The 20572-nt window shown below is 37.3% G+C and carries 21 protein-coding genes; 20 read left to right on the forward strand and 1 reads right to left on the reverse strand.

Translation table 11 applies throughout. From position 1 onward, the window contains the following. The first annotated feature begins 61 nt into the window (after positions 1-61). From grpE to AZF04_RS08555, 9 genes are all read left to right on the forward strand, one after another. Entirely contained in the window at positions 62-649 is a 588-nt protein-coding gene (grpE, locus tag AZF04_RS08515; RefSeq protein WP_082795233.1) for a nucleotide exchange factor GrpE, read from the forward strand. A gap of 40 nt (positions 650-689) precedes the next feature. Beyond that, positions 690-2528 carry a molecular chaperone DnaK gene (dnaK, locus tag AZF04_RS08520; protein ID WP_061948358.1) on the forward strand — a complete coding sequence of 613 codons (1839 nt, stop codon included), beginning with the start codon at positions 690-692 and terminating at the stop codon, positions 2526-2528. Between the two features lie 235 nt (positions 2529-2763). Continuing rightward, on the forward strand, positions 2764-3882 hold the full coding sequence (gene dnaJ / locus AZF04_RS08525) for a molecular chaperone DnaJ (RefSeq protein WP_045486012.1): 1119 nt from the start codon (positions 2764-2766) through the stop codon (positions 3880-3882). A gap of 29 nt (positions 3883-3911) precedes the next feature. Beyond that, positions 3912-4844 carry a 50S ribosomal protein L11 methyltransferase gene (prmA, locus tag AZF04_RS08530; protein WP_061948359.1) on the forward strand — a complete coding sequence of 311 codons (933 nt, stop codon included), beginning with the start codon at positions 3912-3914 and terminating at the stop codon, positions 4842-4844. Positions 4845-4868: 24 nt separating this feature from the next. Continuing rightward, entirely contained in the window at positions 4869-5615 is a 747-nt protein-coding gene (locus AZF04_RS08535; protein ID WP_061948360.1) for a 16S rRNA (uracil(1498)-N(3))-methyltransferase, read from the forward strand. A 5-nt stretch (positions 5616-5620) separates the two neighbouring features. Next, positions 5621-6970 (forward strand): tRNA (N(6)-L-threonylcarbamoyladenosine(37)-C(2))-methylthiotransferase MtaB, encoded by a 1350-nt coding sequence (gene mtaB / locus AZF04_RS08540; RefSeq protein WP_061948361.1) that lies wholly within the window; start codon positions 5621-5623, stop codon positions 6968-6970. A 144-nt stretch (positions 6971-7114) separates the two neighbouring features. Further along, positions 7115-8074, forward strand: a complete 960-nt coding sequence (locus tag AZF04_RS08545) for an alpha/beta fold hydrolase (RefSeq protein ID WP_061948362.1) — start codon at positions 7115-7117, stop codon at positions 8072-8074. Between the two features lie 65 nt (positions 8075-8139). Next, entirely contained in the window at positions 8140-8817 is a 678-nt protein-coding gene (deoC, locus tag AZF04_RS08550; protein WP_061948363.1) for a deoxyribose-phosphate aldolase, read from the forward strand. Positions 8818-8892: 75 nt separating this feature from the next. Continuing rightward, entirely contained in the window at positions 8893-9867 is a 975-nt protein-coding gene (locus AZF04_RS08555) for a DMT family transporter (protein ID WP_061948364.1), read from the forward strand. A 14-nt stretch (positions 9868-9881) separates the two neighbouring features. Here the strand turns inward: AZF04_RS08555 and AZF04_RS08560 are convergent, their stop codons facing one another. After that, a complete protein-coding gene (locus AZF04_RS08560) occupies positions 9882-10823 on the reverse strand; it encodes a Na/Pi symporter (protein ID WP_061948365.1) in 942 nt (313 codons plus the stop codon). 229 nt (positions 10824-11052) lie between these two features. On the opposite strand from AZF04_RS08560, the gene rpsU reads away from it, so the two are divergent. From rpsU to AZF04_RS08615, 11 genes are all read left to right on the forward strand, one after another. Continuing rightward, complete coding sequence (gene rpsU / locus AZF04_RS08565) at positions 11053-11226, forward strand: 30S ribosomal protein S21 (RefSeq protein ID WP_003323311.1); 174 nt, start codon at positions 11053-11055, stop codon at positions 11224-11226. A gap of 20 nt (positions 11227-11246) precedes the next feature. Beyond that, entirely contained in the window at positions 11247-11690 is a 444-nt protein-coding gene (locus AZF04_RS08570) for a GatB/YqeY domain-containing protein (protein WP_061948366.1), read from the forward strand. A 161-nt stretch (positions 11691-11851) separates the two neighbouring features. After that, a complete protein-coding gene (locus AZF04_RS08575) occupies positions 11852-13183 on the forward strand; it encodes an NfeD family protein (RefSeq protein ID WP_061948367.1) in 1332 nt (443 codons plus the stop codon). Between the two features lie 14 nt (positions 13184-13197). Further along, positions 13198-14220, forward strand: coding sequence for a flotillin-like protein FloA (gene floA / locus AZF04_RS08580; RefSeq protein WP_061948368.1), 1023 nt, complete (start codon positions 13198-13200; stop codon positions 14218-14220). 40 nt (positions 14221-14260) lie between these two features. Continuing rightward, the gene (locus AZF04_RS08585; protein ID WP_061948369.1) at positions 14261-14842 is read left to right on the forward strand and encodes a hypothetical protein; all 582 of its coding nucleotides are present in this window, start codon (positions 14261-14263) and stop codon (positions 14840-14842) included. Positions 14843-14985: 143 nt separating this feature from the next. Then, positions 14986-15267, forward strand: coding sequence for a sporulation protein YqfC (gene yqfC, locus AZF04_RS08590; protein WP_061948370.1), 282 nt, complete (start codon positions 14986-14988; stop codon positions 15265-15267). A 27-nt stretch (positions 15268-15294) separates the two neighbouring features. Beyond that, positions 15295-16482 (forward strand): sporulation protein YqfD, encoded by a 1188-nt coding sequence (gene yqfD, locus AZF04_RS08595; protein ID WP_061948371.1) that lies wholly within the window; start codon positions 15295-15297, stop codon positions 16480-16482. Between the two features lie 5 nt (positions 16483-16487). Further along, positions 16488-17453 carry a PhoH family protein gene (locus AZF04_RS08600; RefSeq protein ID WP_045485968.1) on the forward strand — a complete coding sequence of 322 codons (966 nt, stop codon included), beginning with the start codon at positions 16488-16490 and terminating at the stop codon, positions 17451-17453. A 43-nt stretch (positions 17454-17496) separates the two neighbouring features. Beyond that, entirely contained in the window at positions 17497-19692 is a 2196-nt protein-coding gene (locus AZF04_RS08605) for an HD family phosphohydrolase (RefSeq protein ID WP_061948372.1), read from the forward strand. Beyond that, positions 19689-20159 carry an rRNA maturation RNase YbeY gene (gene ybeY, locus AZF04_RS08610; protein WP_045485962.1) on the forward strand — a complete coding sequence of 157 codons (471 nt, stop codon included), beginning with the start codon at positions 19689-19691 and terminating at the stop codon, positions 20157-20159. Before AZF04_RS08605 ends, ybeY begins: the two co-directional genes overlap by 4 nt. Continuing rightward, on the forward strand, positions 20143-20550 hold the full coding sequence (locus tag AZF04_RS08615) for a diacylglycerol kinase family protein (RefSeq protein WP_061948373.1): 408 nt from the start codon (positions 20143-20145) through the stop codon (positions 20548-20550). Before ybeY ends, AZF04_RS08615 begins: the two co-directional genes overlap by 17 nt. Positions 20551-20572: the final 22 nt, after the last annotated feature.

Genomic DNA, 20572 nt, shown 5'->3' on the forward strand with positions numbered 1-20572 from the left:
TATCGCGTATGGTAAAAATGATTAGAATGGCTTTTTTTGAATTTATGAGGAGGTGAATACATTGGACAAAAATCAGACGGAAGAATTTGAAACTCAATCAAAATCCGCAGAAAATCAAACAGAAAATGATTTCGAGAATGAAACAGAGAATGAAGATTTTGTAGAAGAAGCTTCTGAAATTATAGAAGACAGTAGCCAATCATCTCGAGAAGAAGAATTAGAAGCGCAATTGGCTGAGGCTAATCAACGTACACTTCGTGTTCAAGCAGATTATGACAACTTTAGAAGACGTTCACGTGAAGAAAAGGAATCAGCTGCTAAATATAAATCACAATCTATTATAGAAGGTTTATTACCTGTGCTAGACAATTTCGAACGAGCACTTATGGTAGAACCAGGAACTGAAGAGGTTAAATCTCTTATGCAGGGAATGGATATGGTTTATCGACAATTACAAGATGTTCTAAAGAACGAAGGTGTAGAAGTCATTCCGACAGTTGGAGAAGAATTTAATCCCCATCTACACCAAGCAGTTATGCAAGTTGAAGAAGAGGGTTATGAATCTAATCAAATTGTGGAAGAATTACAAAAAGGGTATCAGCTTAAAGAACGCGTTATACGACCAGCGATGGTAAAAGTAAACGCATAGTTTATTACATAAAACTGAATGATTTAGGAGGCACTTTGCAATGAGTAAAATTATTGGTATTGATTTAGGTACAACAAACTCTTGTGTAGCTGTAATGGAAGGTGGAGAAGCAACGGTTATCCCAAATCCTGAAGGAAACCGTACTACGCCGTCTGTTGTTGCTTTTAAAGACGGAGAGCGTCTAGTTGGGGAGGTAGCTAAACGACAAGCGATTACAAACCCAAACACCATTATTTCTATTAAACGTCATATGGGTACTGATTATAAAGAAACAGTTGATGATAAGACTTTTACACCACAAGAGCTTTCGGCAATTATTCTGCAAAAATTAAAATCGGATGCAGAAGCATACTTAGGTGAGACTGTTACTAAAGCAGTTATTACTGTACCAGCTTATTTTAATGATTCTCAGCGTCAAGCGACCAAGGATGCAGGTAAAATCGCTGGTTTAGAGGTAGAACGAATTGTCAATGAACCAACAGCTGCTGCATTGGCTTATGGGTTAGAAAAAGAAGAAGACCAAACGATCCTCGTTTATGACTTAGGTGGTGGAACATTTGATGTTTCTATCCTTGAGCTTGGTGATGGTTTCTTCGAAGTAAAAGCAACATCAGGTGATAACAAGCTAGGTGGAGATGACTTTGATGAAGTGATCATCGATTACTTAGTAGAGCAATTTAAAAAAGAAAATGGAATCGACTTATCTCAAGATAAAATGGCTATGCAACGCTTGAAGGACTCTGCTGAAAAAGCAAAGAAAGATCTTTCTGGTGTTACACAAACACAAATTTCATTACCATTTATTACAGCAGACGCAACAGGACCAAAGCATTTAGAGGTTAGCCTTAGTCGTGCTAAATTTGAAGAACTTTCTTCTGATTTAGTTGAACGCACTTTAGGACCAACTCGTCGTGCTCTTTCTGATTCTGGCTTATCAGCATCTGAAATTGATAAAGTGGTTTTAGTTGGTGGTTCAACTCGTATTCCAGCTGTTCAAGAAGCGATTAAAAAATTGACTGGAAAAGACCCTCATAAAGGGGTAAATCCAGATGAAGTAGTAGCACTTGGTGCGGCTGTTCAAGCAGGAGTTCTTACTGGTGATGTGAAGGATGTTGTATTACTAGATGTTACTCCATTATCTTTAGGTATCGAAACAATGGGTGGAGTATTTACTAAATTAATTGAACGTAATACAACGATTCCTACTTCACAATCACAGGTATTTTCTACAGCGGCTGATAATCAACCTTCTGTTGATATTCATGTACTTCAAGGTGAACGAGAGATGGCAGCTAATAATAAAACATTAGGTCGTTTCCAATTATCAGATATCCCACCTGCACCTCGTGGAGTGCCTCAAATCGAAGTAACTTTTGATATTGATGCTAACGGAATTGTAAATGTTAAAGCAAAAGACCGTGGAACAAACAAAGAACAATCGATTACTATCACATCTTCTTCAGGTCTTTCAGATGAAGATATTGAACAAATGGTACAAGATGCAGAAGCGAATGCTGAAGAGGATAAAAAACGTCGTGAAGAAGTAGAGCTACGCAATGAGGCAGATCAGCTTGTATTCCAAACGGAAAAAACTCTAAAGGATCTTGGTGAAGGTGTTGATCCAGCTGAGAAGGAAAAAGCTGAAGCAGCAAAAGATAAAGTAAAAGCAGCTCTTGAATCAAATAATTCAGAAGAAATCCGTGCAGCCAAGGATGAGCTACAAGAAGTGGTGACAGCTATTACAACTAAGATGTATGAGCAAGCAGCACAAGCAGCTCAAGCACAACAAGGTGCTGAAGGTGGTCAGGAGCAAACTTCTAATCAGGACGATAATGTAGTCGATGCAGATTATGAAGAAGTAAATGACGATAAAAAGTAAATGGTTTGATAGAAAAGTCAAAGTCAGCGTTTATGACTTTGACTTTTTTCAAGACGACATAAATCATTACGAAAAAGTTTCACCATTCGCGCTCTAGAACCACTTGCACTACCTTTGAATATGGTGGTAAGATGAACGTTATGTGGATTAAAAAGGGTAAAAAAATCGTAAATAGATGAAATGAACGCATATTCAGGTAGGATATGGGATGAAATAGATTCAGGGAGTGGATGACATGAGTAAAAGAGATTACTATGAAGTCCTTGGTGTTGATAACGGCGCCTCGGTTGATGATATGAAAAAAGCGTATCGTAAATTAGCAAGAAAATATCATCCAGATGTAAATAAAGCACCTGATGCTGAAACGAAATTTAAAGAAGTGAAAGAAGCTTATGATGTACTAAGTGACCCACAAAGAAAAGCCCAGTATGATCAATTTGGACATACTGATCCAAATCAAGGCTTTGGAGGCGCTGGCGGTGCTGGTGATTTTGGTGGATTCGGAGATATTTTTGATATGTTCTTTGGTGGTGGAAATGGAAGAAGAAATCCCAATGCACCAAGACAAGGAGCAGATTTACAATATACGATGACACTTGAATTTAAAGAGGCTATCTTTGGTAAGGATACTGAAATCGAAATTCCTCGTGAAGAGAATTGTCAAACATGTGATGGTTCTGGAGCAAAACCAGGAACGAAGCCAGAAACCTGTTCACACTGTCAAGGTAGTGGGCAAATGAGCGTAGAGCAAAACACACCTTTTGGACGAGTCGTCAATCGTCGTGTTTGTCACCATTGTGATGGTACTGGTAAGCAAATCAAGCATAAATGTTCAACCTGTGGTGGAAAAGGTAAAGTACGTAAACGTAAAAAGATTAGCGTAAAAGTTCCAGCAGGTATTGATCATGGTCAGCAATTAAGAGTATCTGGTCAAGGAGAACCAGGAGCAAATGGAGGTCCTCCGGGAGATTTATTTGTTGTTTTTAATGTGAAGACTCATGAATTCTTCGAACGTGAAGGTGACGATATTTATTGTGAGATGCCTTTAACCTTCGCGCAAGTTGCGCTAGGCGACGAAGTAGAGGTCCCTACCTTAAAGGGTAAAGTTAAATTGAAAATTCCTGCAGGTACACAAACAGGCACAAGCTTTCGTTTGCGTGGAAAAGGAGTTCCTAATGTTCATGGAAGAGGACAAGGAGATCAACATGTGCAAGTAAGAGTTGTCGTACCTAAGAATTTATCTGATAAAGAGAAGGATATTATTAGAGAATTTGCAGAGCAATCTGGAGGAAAACCTGAAGAGCAAAATGACGGTTTTTTTGAAAAGCTAAGAAGAGCATTTAAAGGTGATTAAAAGGATATAAGGATGGAGTTGGAGATTTAATGAAATGGTCAGAATTCAGTATTCACACTACGCAGGAAGCTGTAGAGCCTATTTGTCATATTTTACATGAGGCTGGTGCAAGTGGAGTGGTAATTGAGGATCCGTCAGATTTAGTGAAGGAATGGGGCACTCATTATGGTGAAATCTACCAACTCTCTCCTGATGATTATCCAGAGGAAGGCGTTTTAATAAAAGCTTATTTTCCTGTAAATAGCTTTTTAGCAGAAACAATAGATGAAATAAAAAAATCGGTTAATGCTTTAACAGAATTTGATATCGACATAGGTTTTAATAAAGTACATTTAACAGAAGTAAAAGAAGAAGAATGGGCACACGCCTGGAAAAAGTACTATAAGCCTGTAAAGGTATCTCAAACCATTACTATTGTTCCAACATGGGAAACTTACGAGCCACAACCTACAGAAATGATTATCGAGCTTGATCCAGGAATGGCCTTTGGTACCGGAACACATCCTACGACTGTCCTCTGTATACAAGCATTAGAGCGTGTTTTACAAGGTGAAGAGAAAGTGATAGATGTGGGGACTGGTTCGGGTGTTTTAAGCATCGCTGCGGCAAAACTTGGTGCAGAAAAGATTTTAGGATTGGACTTAGATGAGGTTGCAGTTAATAGTGCTAAAATGAATATTGAACTTAATCAACTGAGTCAATCTATACAGGTAGAACAAAATAATTTGCTTGAAGGAATTCAAGGAACTTATGATGTAATTGTAGCCAATATTTTAGCTGAAGTTATTGTGAAATTTACTCGAGATGCGGCAGCGCTTCTTAAAACAAATGGTCGATTTATTACATCTGGAATTATAAAAAGGAAAAAACAAGAAGTAAAAGACTCTTTAATAGAAGCAGGGTTTGTCATTGAAGAAGTCAATGAGATGGATGATTGGGTAGCCATCGTGGCAAGAAAATAGACCTGCTTAGAGAGGGACAAGCACATGCAAAGGTATTTTGTTGATTCTATTATCGAAGGAAAAGTAAGGATTTCAGGTGATGATGTCAAGCATATTTCAAGAGTGATGAGAATGGATATAGATGATTCAATCATATGTATCTCTCAAGAAAAAGGCCCATTTTTGTGTAAAATAACAAGCCTTTCTGGCGAAGAAGTAGTAGCAGAGGTAATGGAGCACATCGACTCAAACACCGAACTACCTGTAAATGTATCTATTGCACAAGGATTAGCAAAGGGAGATAAACTTGATTATGTCATTCAAAAAGGAACCGAGCTGGGAGCATACGACTTCTTCTCTTTTACGGCATCTCGTTCCATTGTTAAATGGGATCAAAAGAAAGCGGTGAAGAAGCAAGAGCGGCTACAAAAAATCGCTAAAGAAGCGGCTGAACAATCTTATCGATTGAAAATACCAGAAATTCACCCACACCAATCTTTTCCTGAATTACTGAAGAAAATGAAAAGCTTTGATGCCGTTCTCGTTGCTTATGAAGAGCAATCTAAAATGCAGGAAAATAGTCAATTTGTCAATGTGTTGACAAGTTTAAAGTCTCAGCAATCGTTATTAGTTATTATTGGACCAGAAGGTGGGTTCGATGAAACAGAAATACAAGCATTAATAGAGCATGGTGCTATTACATGTGGGCTAGGTCCAAGAATATTACGGACAGAAACAGCCTCACAATATGTGTTAGCTGCGATTTCCTATCAAACAGAGTTATTGAGGTGATTAAAATGCCTTCAGTTGCATTTCATACATTAGGATGTAAGGTCAATCATTATGAAACAGAAGCGATTTGGCAATTGTTCAAAGAGAGAAATTATGAGAAGGTTGAATTTGAAAAAAGCTCGGATGTATATGTTATTAATACATGTACAGTGACAAACACGGGTGATAAAAAAAGCCGACAAGTGATTAGACGAGCGATCCGGAAAAATCCAGATGCCGTCATTTGTGTTACGGGATGTTATGCACAAACTTCACCTGCTGAAATTATGGCTATTCCTGGAGTCGACATTGTAGTTGGAACTCAGGACCGTGTGAAAATGCTTGATTATATTGAGCAATTTAAAAAAGAGCGTCAGCCCATAAATGCCGTAGGGAATATTATGAAAAGTCGTGTATACGAGGAGCTAGATGTCCCTTCTTTCACCGATAGAACAAGAGCGTCGTTAAAAATACAAGAAGGCTGTAATAACTTTTGCACATTTTGTATTATTCCTTGGGCACGTGGTTTAATGCGTTCAAGAGATCCGCAGGAAGTGATTAAACAAGCTCATCAGCTCGTAGAGGCAGGCTATAAAGAGATTGTCTTAACGGGAATTCACACAGGTGGCTACGGAGAAGATTTAAAGGATTATAGTTTAGCGAAACTATTACTTGATTTAGAAAAAGTAGAAGGCTTAAAACGAATTAGGATTTCTTCAATTGAAGCAAGTCAGCTAACGGATGAAGTAATCGATGTTATTGATGCTTCCAATAAAGTCGTTCGTCATCTTCATATACCTATACAATCTGGGTCAAATACGGTTTTGAAAAGAATGCGTCGAAAATACACCATGGAGTTCTTTGCTGAGAGAATAGATAGACTAAAAAAAGTATTGCCTGGTTTGGCGATTACATCAGATGTAATCGTAGGTTTTCCTGGTGAAACAGAAGCAGAATTCCAAGAAACCTATGACTTTATATTAAAGCATAAATTTAGTGAACTTCATGTCTTTCCTTATTCTAAAAGAACAGGGACTCCTGCAGCGAGAATGGATGACCAAGTAGATGAGGAAATAAAAAATGAGCGAGTTCATAAGCTTATTCAGCTTTCGGATCAGCTTGCAAAGGAATATGCCTCTAGCTTTGAAGGGGATGTATTAGAAATGATCCCTGAGGAAGAGGATAAAGAATCTCCACAAGGTGGTATGCTTATTGGTTATAGTGACAATTACTTAAAGATTAAAGTAAACGTACCAAAAGAAATGATTGGTAAAATTGTAAAAATTAAGCTAACCAAACCTGGTTATCCATATAGTGAAGGTGAATTTGTTCGAGTTTTGGAGGATGAAACGAGCTTCAAGCAAGTAGCAAATTGACCGATATAAATGAACGTCTTTCGAGATCCATTCTCGAAGGCGTTTTTTACTTTTTCTTTGACATCTTAAAGAAACTCAATCTAATTTATTCCAAATATGTTAACATAAACAGAGAGTTTTTATGAAGTGAAGGGTGTGAATAGTTTGACAAATACTAATCTAAATATTGAAAAACATTATCTAACAGTGAATGGAGCAAAGCAAGGGCTAATTATGGAGAGTACCGATGAGGAATCTCCGGTTTTATTATTCCTACATGGTGGGCCGGGCTCCCCTATTTATCCCATTATGGAAGACCGAAAAGTAACTCTATCCTCACTTTTTACAGTATGTTATTGGGAGCAAAGAGGCGCAGGGCTTTCATATGTACAGAAAGAACAACAACAAACGATTTCACTGGAGCAGTTAGTCGAAGACGCTAAGGTGATAACGGAATATTTAATAAAAAAATATAAAAAAGAAAGAATATATATTATGGGACATTCATGGGGGACGATGTTAGGTGCTTTTACAGTGAAAAAGTACCCTCAATTGTATGAAGCCTATATAGGAGTTAGTCAGATTGGTTATGGATTAGATTCAGAAAGAGAAATTTATCAATTTATTTTAAAAGAATCCAAAAAGAGAAATGACCAAAAGGCCATAAAAGAGATTGAAAGCGTCGATTTCAATTCCAATTATTATAAAAACCAATCTTATAATACAGTAAGAATGAAATATATTAATAAATATGGTGGTGGCTTTGTAAAAGAAGGCTATTCCCTTATGAAAAATCTTAAAAATACATTTTCCTGTAAGATGTATACATGGAAAGAAAAGCTTAATACTGTAAAAGGCGGCTTTGTAAGCTATCAACAGCTTGGTGAAACGTTAGCTAAAACAGATTTGAAACAAGAAGTGACTGAATTTCAAATTCCTATTTTCATCTTCCAAGGCAAAAATGATTATATGACCACCTATCAAGAAGCAGAAAAGTGGTACCGTGAAATAAAAGCCCCTTTTAAACAATTTATCACGTTTGAAGATAGTGCTCATTCTCCATTTTTAGAGGAAACAGATGCTTTTTTATCCCACTTGCAAGAAAAAGTTTTAAAACCCGAATAGTGGATTCTCGAAAAAGTAGACAATTAATGATAAACTACAATCATTAAGTAAAAGGAGTTTTTATTATGATTGAGAATATCTCTAGATTTATTGACCATACTGCGTTAAAAGCAGATACAACAGAACAAAGTATTATTGAATTATGTGAGGAAGCCAAGGAATATCGTTTTGCCTCAGTTTGCGTAAATCCTACCTGGGTAAAGCTTGCCTCTAAACTGTTAGAAGAAGTAAAAGAAGAGGTGAAGGTTTGTACGGTAATCGGATTTCCTTTAGGGGCATCGACGATTGAAACAAAAGTGTTTGAAACAAAAAATGCGATTGATAACGGTGCTACAGAAGTGGATATGGTTATTAATATAGCTGCTCTAAAAGACGAGAATAATCAATTGATTTTTGATGAAATTGAGGCTGTCGTTCAGGCAGCTAAAGATAAAGCCTTAACTAAAGTCATTATTGAAACAAGCCTTCTATCCGATGAAGAAAAGGTACGTGCTTGTCAGATAGCAGTAAAAGCAGGCGCTGACTTTGTAAAAACCTCAACAGGCTTTTCTACAGGAGGAGCTACAGTAGAAGATATCAAGCTAATGAGAGAAACAGTAGGGCCGACTATTGGTGTGAAGGCTTCTGGCGGAGTTCGCGACCTAGAAGGAGCAAAGGCCATGATAGAGTCAGGTGCTACAAGAATTGGAGCTAGCGCAGGGATATCTATTGTTCAAGGTTTAGAAGGAGCATCAGATTATTAAATAAAGAAAAATGCATCGTTTATGAACCGGTGCATTTTTTTCTATTGTTATATAGAGAGAGAAAGGGTGGTCGAGTTGAAAGCTATCATGGTAGGAATTATAGCCTCGATATTTTTTTCGTCAACATTTATCATCAATCGTTCCATAGATTTAGAAGGTGGTAGTTGGTACTATAGTGCATCTTTGCGCTTTTTCTTTATGATTCCGTTTTTATTGCTCATTGTATTTTTTAAAGGTGGAATAACTCCAGTTATTTCTGAAATGAAAAAAAATCCTAATCAATGGCTGCTTTGGAGCTTTATAGGGTTTGTGCTTTTTTATGCACCACTTACTATTGCAGCGGCATATGGACCAGGCTGGTTAGTAGCTGGAACCTTTCAACTTACGATAATAGCAGGAGTCTTATTGTCGCCATTATTTTTTATTTCTAATGAAAAAAATGGCTGGCAAAAGCAGGTTCGTCAAAAAATTCCTATAAAAGCACTGTGGCCATCGCTTTTTATCTTATTCGGAATATTTTTGATTCAAATGCAACAAAGTGAATCTATTACATGGACGATCCTTCTAGTAAGTACCCTTCCTGTAGTCATTGCTGCATTTGCTTATCCATTAGGTAACCGTAAAATGATGGAGCTATGTGAGGGCCGATTAAATAGCTTTCAAAGAGTATTAGGAATGACTATGGCAAGCCTACCTTGGTGGCTTTTATTATTTCTATATGGTTTTTCGAAGGAAGGAGCACCTCCAACCCATCAAATTTATCAAACCTTCTTAGTAGCTCTCTTTGCAGGTGTGATCGCTACCGTTTTATTCTTTTATGCGACGGACCTTGTTCGAAATCAGCCTGAAAATTTAGCAGCTGTAGAAGCGACTCAGTCAGGTGCTGTTTTTTTTGCTGTATTAGGTGAGATGGTCTTACTTGCTGCTCCAATACCTGGATTGTCGAGTTTAATTGGGTTGGGCTGTATTATTGTAGGTATGATTGTTCATAGTTTTATTACCTCTCGTAATCAGAAATTAATGGCTCAAGGGCGAATACTAAAAAGCTGATCAAGCCGCCTTCATTATTCTTCTGCTTCTGTTAGAGGATGGATGTACAGTAGAAAACGAGTAAACAATGATACAAAAGGTAAAATCAAAACAGAACATACAATATTAAAAATTAAACTAGAGTGAGCAACTTGCATCATTGGATTGGTCGTTAATGTCATGACAAACTCACTAAATAACTGAATAAAGGGTATAAATAAAACTACCCCAAAAACATTAAGCCATATGTTAGCATAGGCAACGCGCTTTGCGCTCTGACCTGCACCTAAACTAGCTATATAGGCGGTCATACATGTTCCGATATTAGCTCCTAGCATAATCGAGATAGCAGCAGGCAATGTAAGAATATGGTCATTAATAAAGCCCATTGCAATGGCAACCGTAGCCGTACTGGAGTGAATGATGGCTGTCAAAACAGTACCCACTAATATTCCGATAAAATGATGCTCATTCGTTATATTAAAAAAATTGTGTACAAATGAAATGGACGCAAGAGGATGAGCGAGTTCCTTTAGCCCTTCCATAGCTATGAAAATACAAGCAAGTCCAAAAGTAAGGCAGCCTAAGGCATACGGAAGCTTACCAGGAAGTAGAAAAAACAAAAAACCAAAAAGTAAAAAAGGTACAATAAAGCTCGAAAATTCATAGGCAATTAATTCAGTTGTCACTGTTGTTCCTATATTGGTGCCAAGTATGATTCCGATAGAATGCTTAAAAGTTAATAATTTACTTGCAACTAAAGCAATGGTTATAACCATAACAGCAGAGCTACTTTGGATGAGCGCTGTAATAATGATTCCGATTAGGAGGCCTTTCCAAGTAGAATTCGTCATTTTTAAGATGACTACTCTAATTTTTTCTTGTCCTATTTGAGCAAAGCCATTTCTTAAAATAACCATGCCAAATAAAAATAACCCAATAAATACGGCAAGCAAAGAGAATACTTCTTTTATCATCTCGCACCTCCTCTTCCATTTATATGGAGAAAAGGAAGGATGCATGTCTATATTTTATGATAAATCTTCTTGAAATTCACGAAAGAATGATGGACAAACGTATAAATACAAGAAATGACAGCATTTCTAGTTGACCGATAGTAAGGGATATATTATAATTTAACAAGACGTGCATTTATAGCTTTGTTTTGTACGTTGGAGTTGGTTGTTTCGGAGGGAGGGATATATTATGGCAGAAACTCGTGTTCGCAAAAACGAATCGATTGATGCTGCACTTCGTCGCTTCAAGAGATCGCTCTCTAAAGAAGGTACGTTGGCTGAGGTTAAAAAACGTAAGCACTACGAAAAGCCTAGTGTGAAGCGTAAAAAGAAATCTGAAGCAGCAAGAAAGCGTAAGTTCTAATTATTGAGAGGGTGGATTCATTGAGTCTTCTTGAACGCTTAAATAATGATATGAAGAGTGCGATGAAAAACAAAGACAAATTAAAGCTCTCTGTTATCCGTTTAGTGAAAGCTTCGTTGCAAAACGAGCAGATTAAAATCGGACGTGAATTAACGGACGATGAAAGCTTAACGGTATTAAATCGCGAACTTAAGCAACGCAGGGATTCCCTCCATGAGTTTGAGCAAGCAAACCGTGAAGACTTAGCTACTAAAATCCGTGATGAAATCACAATTTTAGAGATTTATATGCCAGAACAGCTTTCCGAGGAAGAGCTTAGTCAATTAGTAAAAGATACAATTGCTGAGGTCGGTGCTTCTTCAAAGGCAGATATGGGTAAGGTCATGGGTGCTTTAATGCCCAAGGTTAAAGGAAAAGCTGATGGTAGTTTAGTGAATCGTCTCGTGCAACAACACTTATCATAATGAATTTGTTGAATAAAACGCTCTGTTTCTACGATGTAGTAGAAGCAGAGCGTTTTCTAGGTTTATTGAAACATTTATGGTAATATGAAAAAAGAATGAAACCTTTCATTGAGGTATCTCGTAAGCATGTTATGAACATCGGATCGAAAGGAGGTATAAACTTGAGAATTTCGAGGATGGTTGGGTATTTATTATGTCTTATGATCGCTTTTATTCTTTTACCACTATCATCAAGTGGTGAAGCAGGACATGATGATACAATCGTCTACTATATCCCTGTTGAACAAACGGTAGAAAGAGGTTTGGAAGCGTTTTTAAAACGTGGCTTTGAAACCGCTAAAGAACAAGGTGCCGATCATATTGTATTAGAGATTCATACTCCAGGAGGAGCTGTAGATGCGGCAAACAATATTGCTAGACTGATGTCGGAATCCGACATTCCCATTACTGCTTTTGTGAACCGCGATGCGATATCTGCGGGCGCTTTTATTGCCTTAAATGCCGATGATATTGTCATGACGCCATCAGCTAACATGGGGGCTGCTGGAATAATAGATGGTGCTGGAAACGCAGCTGATCAAAAGGCTCAATCTTATTGGTTGAATCGAATGCAGGTGGCTGCTGAGCAAAATGGTCGTGAACCTTTATATGCGCTTGCTATGGCTGATAGTAGCATTGACCTTCCAGAATACAATGCACCAGAAGGTACATTTTTGACATTGAATGCTCAGGATGCATTAGAAGTCGGCTATGCAGAAGCTATTGCTGAAAATCGTCAGGAGCTATTGACTTATCTAGGAATTGAAGATGCCATAGAGGTAGAGATGACCGTTAGTCTAGCGGAGCAAATTGCTCGTTTTGTGACAAATCCGATTGTGATTTCTGTTTTAATTACAATAGGTAGCCTAGGCTTGATGATTGAGTTGTTTTCTCCAGGTTTCGGAGTTCCAGGTATATTAGGTATTTCTTCTCTATTATTATTTTTCTTTGGCCATATGATTGCAGGTTTTGCAGGTATGGAATCTATTTTACTATTTGGATTAGGGATTATATTAATATGCATAGAAATCTTTTTTAGTGGCTTTGGTATATTTGCCCTTTTAGGAATAGGATCTATCGTTACAAGCTTTTTATTGGCCTCTTATTCAACGGTTTATATGGTTTCTTCTATAGCTATAGCCATTGTCATTACAGGCATTGTCGCGATCGTCATGTTTCGTTATTTCGGTAATGTAGGTCCGTGGAAAAAGATGGTCTTGCAAGAAACCTTCAGCATAGAAGAGGGGTACATTTCTAATCGTTCTAGAGACGATCTCATTGGTGAAATAGGAGAATCGTTAACTACATTAAGACCAGGTGGCTCGGCTCTAATTAAAGATGAATACCTTGACGTTGTGACTGAAGGAAGATATATTGAACAGGGTAGAAAAATTAAAGTTGTGAAAGCAACGGGCTCGCACATTGTCGTTCGTGAGCTTAATTCTAATCATTAGAAGGAGGAATTATTATGCAAATTGATGAAGGTACCATTGTTATTCTTATCGCATTAGCGGTTATAATTGTATTACTTTCTGTCTTATTCACTTTTGTACCGGTAATGCTTTGGATTTCTGCATTAGCAGCTGGAGTGAAAATCGGAATTTTTGAATTAGTCGGAATGAGGCTTCGTCGAGTTGTTCCAGCTAGAGTTGTAAACCCGTTAATTAAGGCGGTAAAAGCTGGAATAGACTTAGACACATCTCGATTAGAGGGTCACTATTTAGCAGGTGGTAATGTTGACCGAGTTGTTAATGCATTAATTGCTGCTCAGCGTGCAAATATTGAGCTGTCTTTCGAAAGAGCTGCAGCGATTGACTTAGCTGGACGTGACGTATTGGAAGCCGTTCAAATGAGTGTAAATCCTAAGGTAATTGAAACACCGTTTATCGCTGGGGTAGCGATGGATGGAATTGAAGTAAAAGCAAAAGCAAGAATTACGGTTCGTGCTAACATTGACCGCTTAGTCGGGGGTGCTGGTGAAGAAACGGTAATTGCTCGAGTAGGGGAAGGAATTGTATCGACAATTGGTTCTCAAGATTATCATAAAAAAGTGCTTGAAAACCCAGACATGATTTCTCAAACCGTATTATCAAAAGGGTTAGATTCAGGGACAGCTTTTGAAATTCTATCGATTGATATTGCCGATATTGATATTGGTAAAAACATCGGTGCAGAATTACAAACTGACCAAGCCGAAGCAGATAAGAAAATCGCACAAGCCAAGGCGGAAGAGCGTCGTGCTATGGCCGTAGCTCAAGAGCAGGAAATGAAGGCTCGAGTGGAAGAAATGCGCGCGAAAGTTGTTGAAGCTGAAGCAGAAGTACCAATGGCATTATCTGAAGCGTTACGAAAAGGGCATATGGGTGTAATGGATTATATGAATTACCAAAATGTGCTTGCGGATACGGATATGAGAGATTCTATTAGTAAATCAACTGATGATAGTAAAGGAAATCAAGGGAATCAAGGAAACCAAGGCAATCAAAAATAATGACTTGAAACGCTAACTCTCTTGAAGGGAGGAATTATGCTTGTCTATTATAGAATTTTTATTAGCTAATCCGTTGCTGTTACTTTTCCTCTTGTTCTTTTTATTTGGTAATATTTTTAAAAAACCAAGGCAGCAACAACAGCAAAATGAAACGCGGCAGAGACAGCAAACCAATCAACCGCAGCAAAATAGGCCTAGCCCTAGTTCTACAACGCAGCAGCCGAAACCAGAAATCCAAGATTGGCGAGATATTTTCTTTGAACCGGAAGTAAACGACTCAAAGCCTAGTCCTACTCCAAGTAAAAGTACAGAGAAAATAGAACGATATCCAAGTTTAGATCATGATCAATTCGCTACTGCTAACATCGACCATTTAGATGAGAAAAAAGAGCTAGAAGAGCGTTACAACCAATTAAGTAAGAAAAAAGAAGCGGCAGCTGAGAGATTTAAAAGGCATCAGCAGCAGCTACAAAACAATCAGAAAAGCCAAAACAAATCAATTGATTTAGGCTTGAACAATTTATCAGGGCAAGAAGCCATGAAAGCTGTTGTTATGGCTGAGATTATAGGACCTCCGAAAGGTAGGAAGCTTAGGGGCTCCTATCAGTCTATTAGAAGGTAACTAAATGAATGGAAATAGCTGTTTTTTACAAAGCGGAAGTTTTGTAGAAAACAGCTTTTTTGTATGTTAAAAAAGGAAATTTGATTGGAAAAATGTGATAACCTTCTCTCTTCACTCATAAAATGAAAGGAGGGAGGGGAACTATGAAAAAAATTAGACAGAAACTTCGAACATGGGCTACGAACACATGGCAGCTACCTCCAGATGTAACAATGGATTTACCTAGAATAACGATGGTCGGTCAACTTCATATATATATTGAAAATCATCGAGGAGTATTAAGATTCTCCAACCAAGAATTACGTTTGCGACTTAAGCAAGGACAGCTATTGATTAAAGGACATTCTTTTATTATAAAAACGATATTACCGGAAGAACTTCTTTTAGAGGGGAAAATTGACCAAGTTATTTACTTAGATGAGTAAAAGAATTCATAAGGAGGAGAGACTGTCATGAAAAATAGCTTTATTAAAAAATGGAATGGATATGTAAGAGTAACAATAGACGCTCCATTCCCAGAGCATTTTGTCAATCGATGCTTAGAGGAAGGAATCGAGATATGGAAACTGAAAAAGATTGCTGATAAAAGACTGTCTTTTTATATGAATTTAGAGGATATTCGTGAAATCAAGCCAATATTAAGACAATCTGAAGCAAAAATTCGCTTTTCGTCTCGACATGGGATGCCTTTTCTTTTAAAGGCGATGATGACAAGAGCAGGATTTTCCGTAGGTCTGTTACTATGTATATCTATGCTATTGTTAGGAACGAATATGGTTTGGGGTATTGAAATTAAAGGAGCATCTCCTCATGTCGAAGTGCAATTAAAGAAGCTAGTGAATGAAATAGGTATCAAAAAAGGAAAATTTCAATTTCAATTACCAACAGAAGAACAAATTCAGACGATCGTGACCGAACAATTAGAAGGAGCTACATGGGTTGGTGTGCGAAAAAAAGGGACGACCTATGAGTTTGAAGTGGTTGAACAAACACTACCTGAGAGAGCCGAATTGTTAAGTCCAAGAAACCTAGTATCTAATAAAACAGCCATTATTCACGATATTTTCGTTAAGCATGGTCAAGCGCTTGTGGAGCCAAATGATTTTGTCAAAAAAGGAGAAGTACTGATAACTGGACTAATTGGTAAGGATGATAAAAAGGAGGTAGTAGCTGCTGAAGGGGTTGTGCGTGGCGAAATTTGGTACGAGTCTACAGTAGAAATTGAACTCACTAGTATGTTTACAAATCTTACAGGAGAAAAGAAGGAGAAAAGTTATGTGAAGTTTGGAGATTTCGCTGTACCGATTTGGGGATTCGGTCAACATCAATTTGATGAATCTCAATCCTTTGAAGAAGAACATCCTTTTAAACTTTTTAAATGGGAGTCTCCAATTTCCTATAAAAAAGAAACCATTTATGAAACCAATCCATTTGAGCGAACGTATACGGAAGAGGAAGCAATAGAAAAAGGAATGGAACGGGCAAAAGAAGATATGCTAAAACGTATACCTGTAAATGCAGAAATTATAGCGGAAAAAGTTTTGCACGAATCCATTGAGAATGGTAAAGTTAAATTACAGATTCACTATAAAGTGATTGAGGACATTATGATTGAACAACCGATTATTCAAGGAGACTGAGGCTATTGCGTGAAGAGAAAGTGCTAAAATTAGATGTGAAAAACACCAATGAAATTCAAATGTTATTTGGACCTCGTGATCGATTTTTAAAACAAATTGAAACGTTATTGTCCGTTTCGATCGTTACACGAGGAGAAGAGGTAACAATTAATGGCGATACAGAAGCTCAAGATACGGTCGAACAGACTTTACAAGCTTTAATAGAATTAATTAGAAAAGGCATCACTATCTCAGAAAGAGATGTCGTCTACACGATTCAATTAGTAGAAAAGGGTCAAGTAGACGAGCTTTTTGATTTATATGATGAGAAAATCACAACGAATATAAAAGGCAAACCAATCATCGCTAAGACTTTGGGGCAGCGTCATTATATTAGTGCCATTAAACAAAAGGATATGGTTTTTGGTATTGGTCCAGCAGGAACAGGAAAAACCTATTTAGCCGTAGTGATGGCTGTAGCAGCACTAAAAGATGGACATGTAAAAAGAATTGTATTAACAAGGCCCGCAGTAGAGGCTGGAGAAAGCCTAGGTTTTTTGCCGGGTGATTTAAAAGAGAAGGTTGACCCATATTTAAGACCGATATATGATGCGCTTCATGATGTTTTAGGGGTCGAGCATACGACCAGGTTAATGGAAAGAGGCGTCATTGAGGTTGCACCTCTTGCTTATATGCGGGGTAGGACTTTAGAAGATGCTTTTGTCATTTTAGATGAAGCCCAAAATACAACAAGTGAACAAATTAAAATGTTTATTACAAGATTAGGCTTTGGTTCAAAAATGGTGGTTAATGGTGATTTAACTCAAATTGATTTACCAAAAGGGAAAAAATCCGGATTGAGAACAGCCATTGAAATCCTAGAGCCAATTAAAGCTATTGGCTTTATTTACTTACAACAGGTAGATGTAGTGAGACATTCTCTTGTTCAGAGAATTATTAGTGCTTATGAAGAAAAAGGAACGGATTCATAAATGGTATGTTAAGAGATAAAAGGGAGATGGAGGTGAAATACTTTTGAAAAAAAGTGGAGCTATTGATCGAATGAAATGGTGGAAAAAAATAAGAGACCATCGATATATTAAAGGAATTCTACTATTTATTATGGGGATTTTACTTTATTTTTTAATGTTAGGGAATGTTATTCCTGAAAAGATGGAGATTCACTTATCACAATCAGTCGATCAAGATATCCGTTCTCCAATTTCTGTTGAAAATAAAACCGCTACTGAAGAAAGAAGACAAGAAGCGATAAATGCGATTGGACCTGTTTATGAAAAGAAGGATTATTCACAAAATCAGGTTGGAAAGGTCAATGACATTTTTGAGCTTGTTCGTCAAGTAGCTGCAGAATATGAAGCTGAGCAGGAGGCTTTGGAAGAACAATTAGAAGAAGGGGAAGAGCTTCCAGAACAGCCTTCAGAAGAGGAAGTTCTAGAAGAACAATTAGCATACATACATGAAACATTATCAATTGGTACAAGCAATGAGCTGTCCGATGAAACGATAACAACCTTGCTCAAATCATCAGATTCACAATTACAAATTGCTCAAGAAGCTACTTCAAATGCTGTTTTTGATATTATGAGAGAGCAAATTTCAATTAGAGACTTAAATGATGCAAAAGAAGAAGTTAATGATAAAATTGTTATTTCTACCGTTAGTCATGACTTATTAGATGCAATGGTTGAAATTGCGAAGTTTGCGATTATACCTAATTATATTTATGAAGCTGAATCTACCGAGAGGCTAAGGCAAGAAGCGGCAGAAAGTATCGAGCCTGTTATGATCAGGGAAGGTCAGCTTCTTGTTAAGGAAGGGGAAATCGTCAATCACGAAACCTATGAGCAGTTAAGGCTTGTAGGACTATTAGAAGACACGAATAATGTATACCCTTATGTAGGTTTAGCGATCCTTATTTTATTATTAATAACTGTAATTGGTTATCATATAAGCGAAACAAAGACGAGTTTATGGGTAAACAACAGTCACTTTTTAATGTTCACACTCATATTTATTTTAACGGTTGTTATTGCGAAGGTTGTTAGTTTACTTGATGGTATTGGAATTACTGGATTAGGTTATGCCGTTCCTATTTCTGTAGGAGCTATGCTATTAGCTCTTTTATTAGATAAACGGATTGCCGTATTTATGAGTTTTATTTTTGCTATTATCGGAAGTGTTTTTTATAATTTAGATTCAGCAGGCCCTTTTAATTTCAATTATGGATTTTATTTGTTTTTTAGCTCCGTTTCGGCGGCCTACTTTTTAGGAGAGTCTAATCGCGTTTCCAGAATTTTAAGAGCTGGCTTATATGTATCAGGGATTAACATATTAGCTGTGTTAGCTCACCTTTTCATGAAGGCCGTTCCGACGAGTTGGATTGAGCTTGGTTCACATGTAGGGTTTGCTTTCTTATCTGGATTTACGGCAGCGGTCTTGACCCTAGGACTGTTACCTTTCCTAGAGGCAGGCTTTGGAATTTTATCGACAACGAAATTGATCGAGCTATCAAACCCTAACCATCCACTATTAAGAAAAATTTTAACTGAAGCACCAGGAACTTATCATCATAGCGTAGTGGTCGGTAACCTAGCAGAATCTGCAAGTGAGACCATTGGAGAAAACGGATTATTAGCAAGAGTGGCTGCTTATTATCATGACTTAGGTAAGACAAAGCGACCGCACTTCTTTATTGAAAATCAGATGAGGATGGACAATCCCCATGATAAAATTTCTCCTCAACTTAGTACAACGATTATCACAGCACATCCATACGATGGAGCTGATTTATTACGACAATATAAAATGCCTAAGGAAATCATTGATATTGCTGAGCAGCATCATGGAACAAGCTTACTTAAATTTTTCTATCACAAGGCCAACCAAGAAAGTGAAACAGCCTTACCGGAGTCACAATTTCGTTATCCGGGTCCTAAATCGAAAACAAAGGTTGCCGCTATTGTACAAATTGCCGACAGTGTTGAAGCTGCCGTTCGTTCTATTCAAAAGCCAACACCAGATAAAATAGAAAATCTAGTGAGAAAGATTATTAAGGATAAGCTAGAAGATGGTCAATTTGATGAATCGGACTTAACACTTAAAGAGCTAGATCAGGTCGCTATCTCTATTTGTGAGACATTAAAAGGTACATTCCATCAACGAATTGAATATCCAGAGGATGACAAGAAAAAAGGAGAGAAAAAAGCATGAATATGACGATAGACATCGTTGATGAAACATCAAGCTTAACCTCAGAACATCAAAAGCTTATCGTTTCGTTGCTAGAGGATGCAGCAAAAGCAGAGGGTTTAACAGGTGAATTAGAACTCTCTCTGACTTTTGTTACAGATGAAGAAATTAAAGAAATTAATCATCAATATCGAGATAAAAATCAAGTGACAGATGTTATTTCATTTGCTTTAAACGAACAAGGTGAAGGTGAGCAAGCTATTATGACCGAAGGCTTACCGAATGTATTAGGAGATATTATTATTGCGGTTCCAAGGCTAGAGGAACAAGCAAAGGAATACGGACATTCATTTGAAAGAGAATTGGGTTTTCTCGTTGTACATGGCTTTCTTCATTTACTAGGTTATGACCATGAAACTGAAGAAGAGGAAAAAAGAATGTTTTCTAAACAAGAAAGCATTTTAGAAAATTATGGGCTTACAAGATAGACAAAAAAGAGGATTTAGACGTTTTATTCGTTCCTTTGCATATGCAATCGAGGGCTTAAAGCACGTAATCAAAAAAGAACAAAATATGTTTGTTCATATAGGGTTTGCGATCATAACAATCTTATTTGCGTGGATGTTAGACTTCCCCATTTTGCACTGGATGATATTATTACTCGTCATTGGCGGAATGCTTTCCTTAGAGATTATGAATACAGCCATTGAAAGAACGGTCGATTTGATTACAGAAGAGTATCATCCTTTAGCTAAAAGAGCAAAAGATATTGCAGCATCTGCTGTTTTTGTCTTCGGTATCTTTGCTGCTATCATTGGGATTTTACTGTTTCTACCACCGTTAATTGAATGGTTTCAAATCGTATTCGGTGGAGTCTAGAATAGTGAGGGAGAGAAATGAA

The sequence above is a fragment of the Alkalihalobacillus trypoxylicola genome (assembly GCF_001590785.1).
In the GTDB taxonomy this organism is placed as follows: Bacteria; Bacillota; Bacilli; order Bacillales; family Bacillaceae_D; genus Alkalihalobacillus; species Alkalihalobacillus trypoxylicola.

Bases quoted from the DNA above. Each gene is read 5' to 3' on its own strand.
- AZF04_RS08615 (WP_061948373.1), top strand. From the start codon at position 20,143: ATGGGCTTACAAGATAGACAAAAAAGAGGATTTAGACGTTTTATTCGT.
- floA (WP_061948368.1), top strand. From the start codon at position 13,198: ATGCAAATTGATGAAGGTACCATTGTTATTCTTATCGCATTAGCGGTT.
- AZF04_RS08560 (WP_061948365.1), bottom strand. From the start codon at position 10,823: ATGATAAAAGAAGTATTCTCTTTGCTTGCCGTATTTATTGGGTTATTT.
- dnaJ (WP_045486012.1), top strand. From the start codon at position 2,764: ATGAGTAAAAGAGATTACTATGAAGTCCTTGGTGTTGATAACGGCGCC.
- prmA (WP_061948359.1), top strand. From the start codon at position 3,912: ATGAAATGGTCAGAATTCAGTATTCACACTACGCAGGAAGCTGTAGAG.
- mtaB (WP_061948361.1), top strand. From the start codon at position 5,621: ATGCCTTCAGTTGCATTTCATACATTAGGATGTAAGGTCAATCATTAT.
- yqfC (WP_061948370.1), top strand. From the start codon at position 14,986: ATGAAAAAAATTAGACAGAAACTTCGAACATGGGCTACGAACACATGG.
- rpsU (WP_003323311.1), top strand. From the start codon at position 11,053: ATGGCAGAAACTCGTGTTCGCAAAAACGAATCGATTGATGCTGCACTT.
- dnaK (WP_061948358.1), top strand. From the start codon at position 690: ATGAGTAAAATTATTGGTATTGATTTAGGTACAACAAACTCTTGTGTA.
- deoC (WP_061948363.1), top strand. From the start codon at position 8,140: ATGATTGAGAATATCTCTAGATTTATTGACCATACTGCGTTAAAAGCA.
- ybeY (WP_045485962.1), top strand. From the start codon at position 19,689: ATGAATATGACGATAGACATCGTTGATGAAACATCAAGCTTAACCTCA.
- AZF04_RS08535 (WP_061948360.1), top strand. From the start codon at position 4,869: ATGCAAAGGTATTTTGTTGATTCTATTATCGAAGGAAAAGTAAGGATT.
- yqfD (WP_061948371.1), top strand. From the start codon at position 15,295: ATGAAAAATAGCTTTATTAAAAAATGGAATGGATATGTAAGAGTAACA.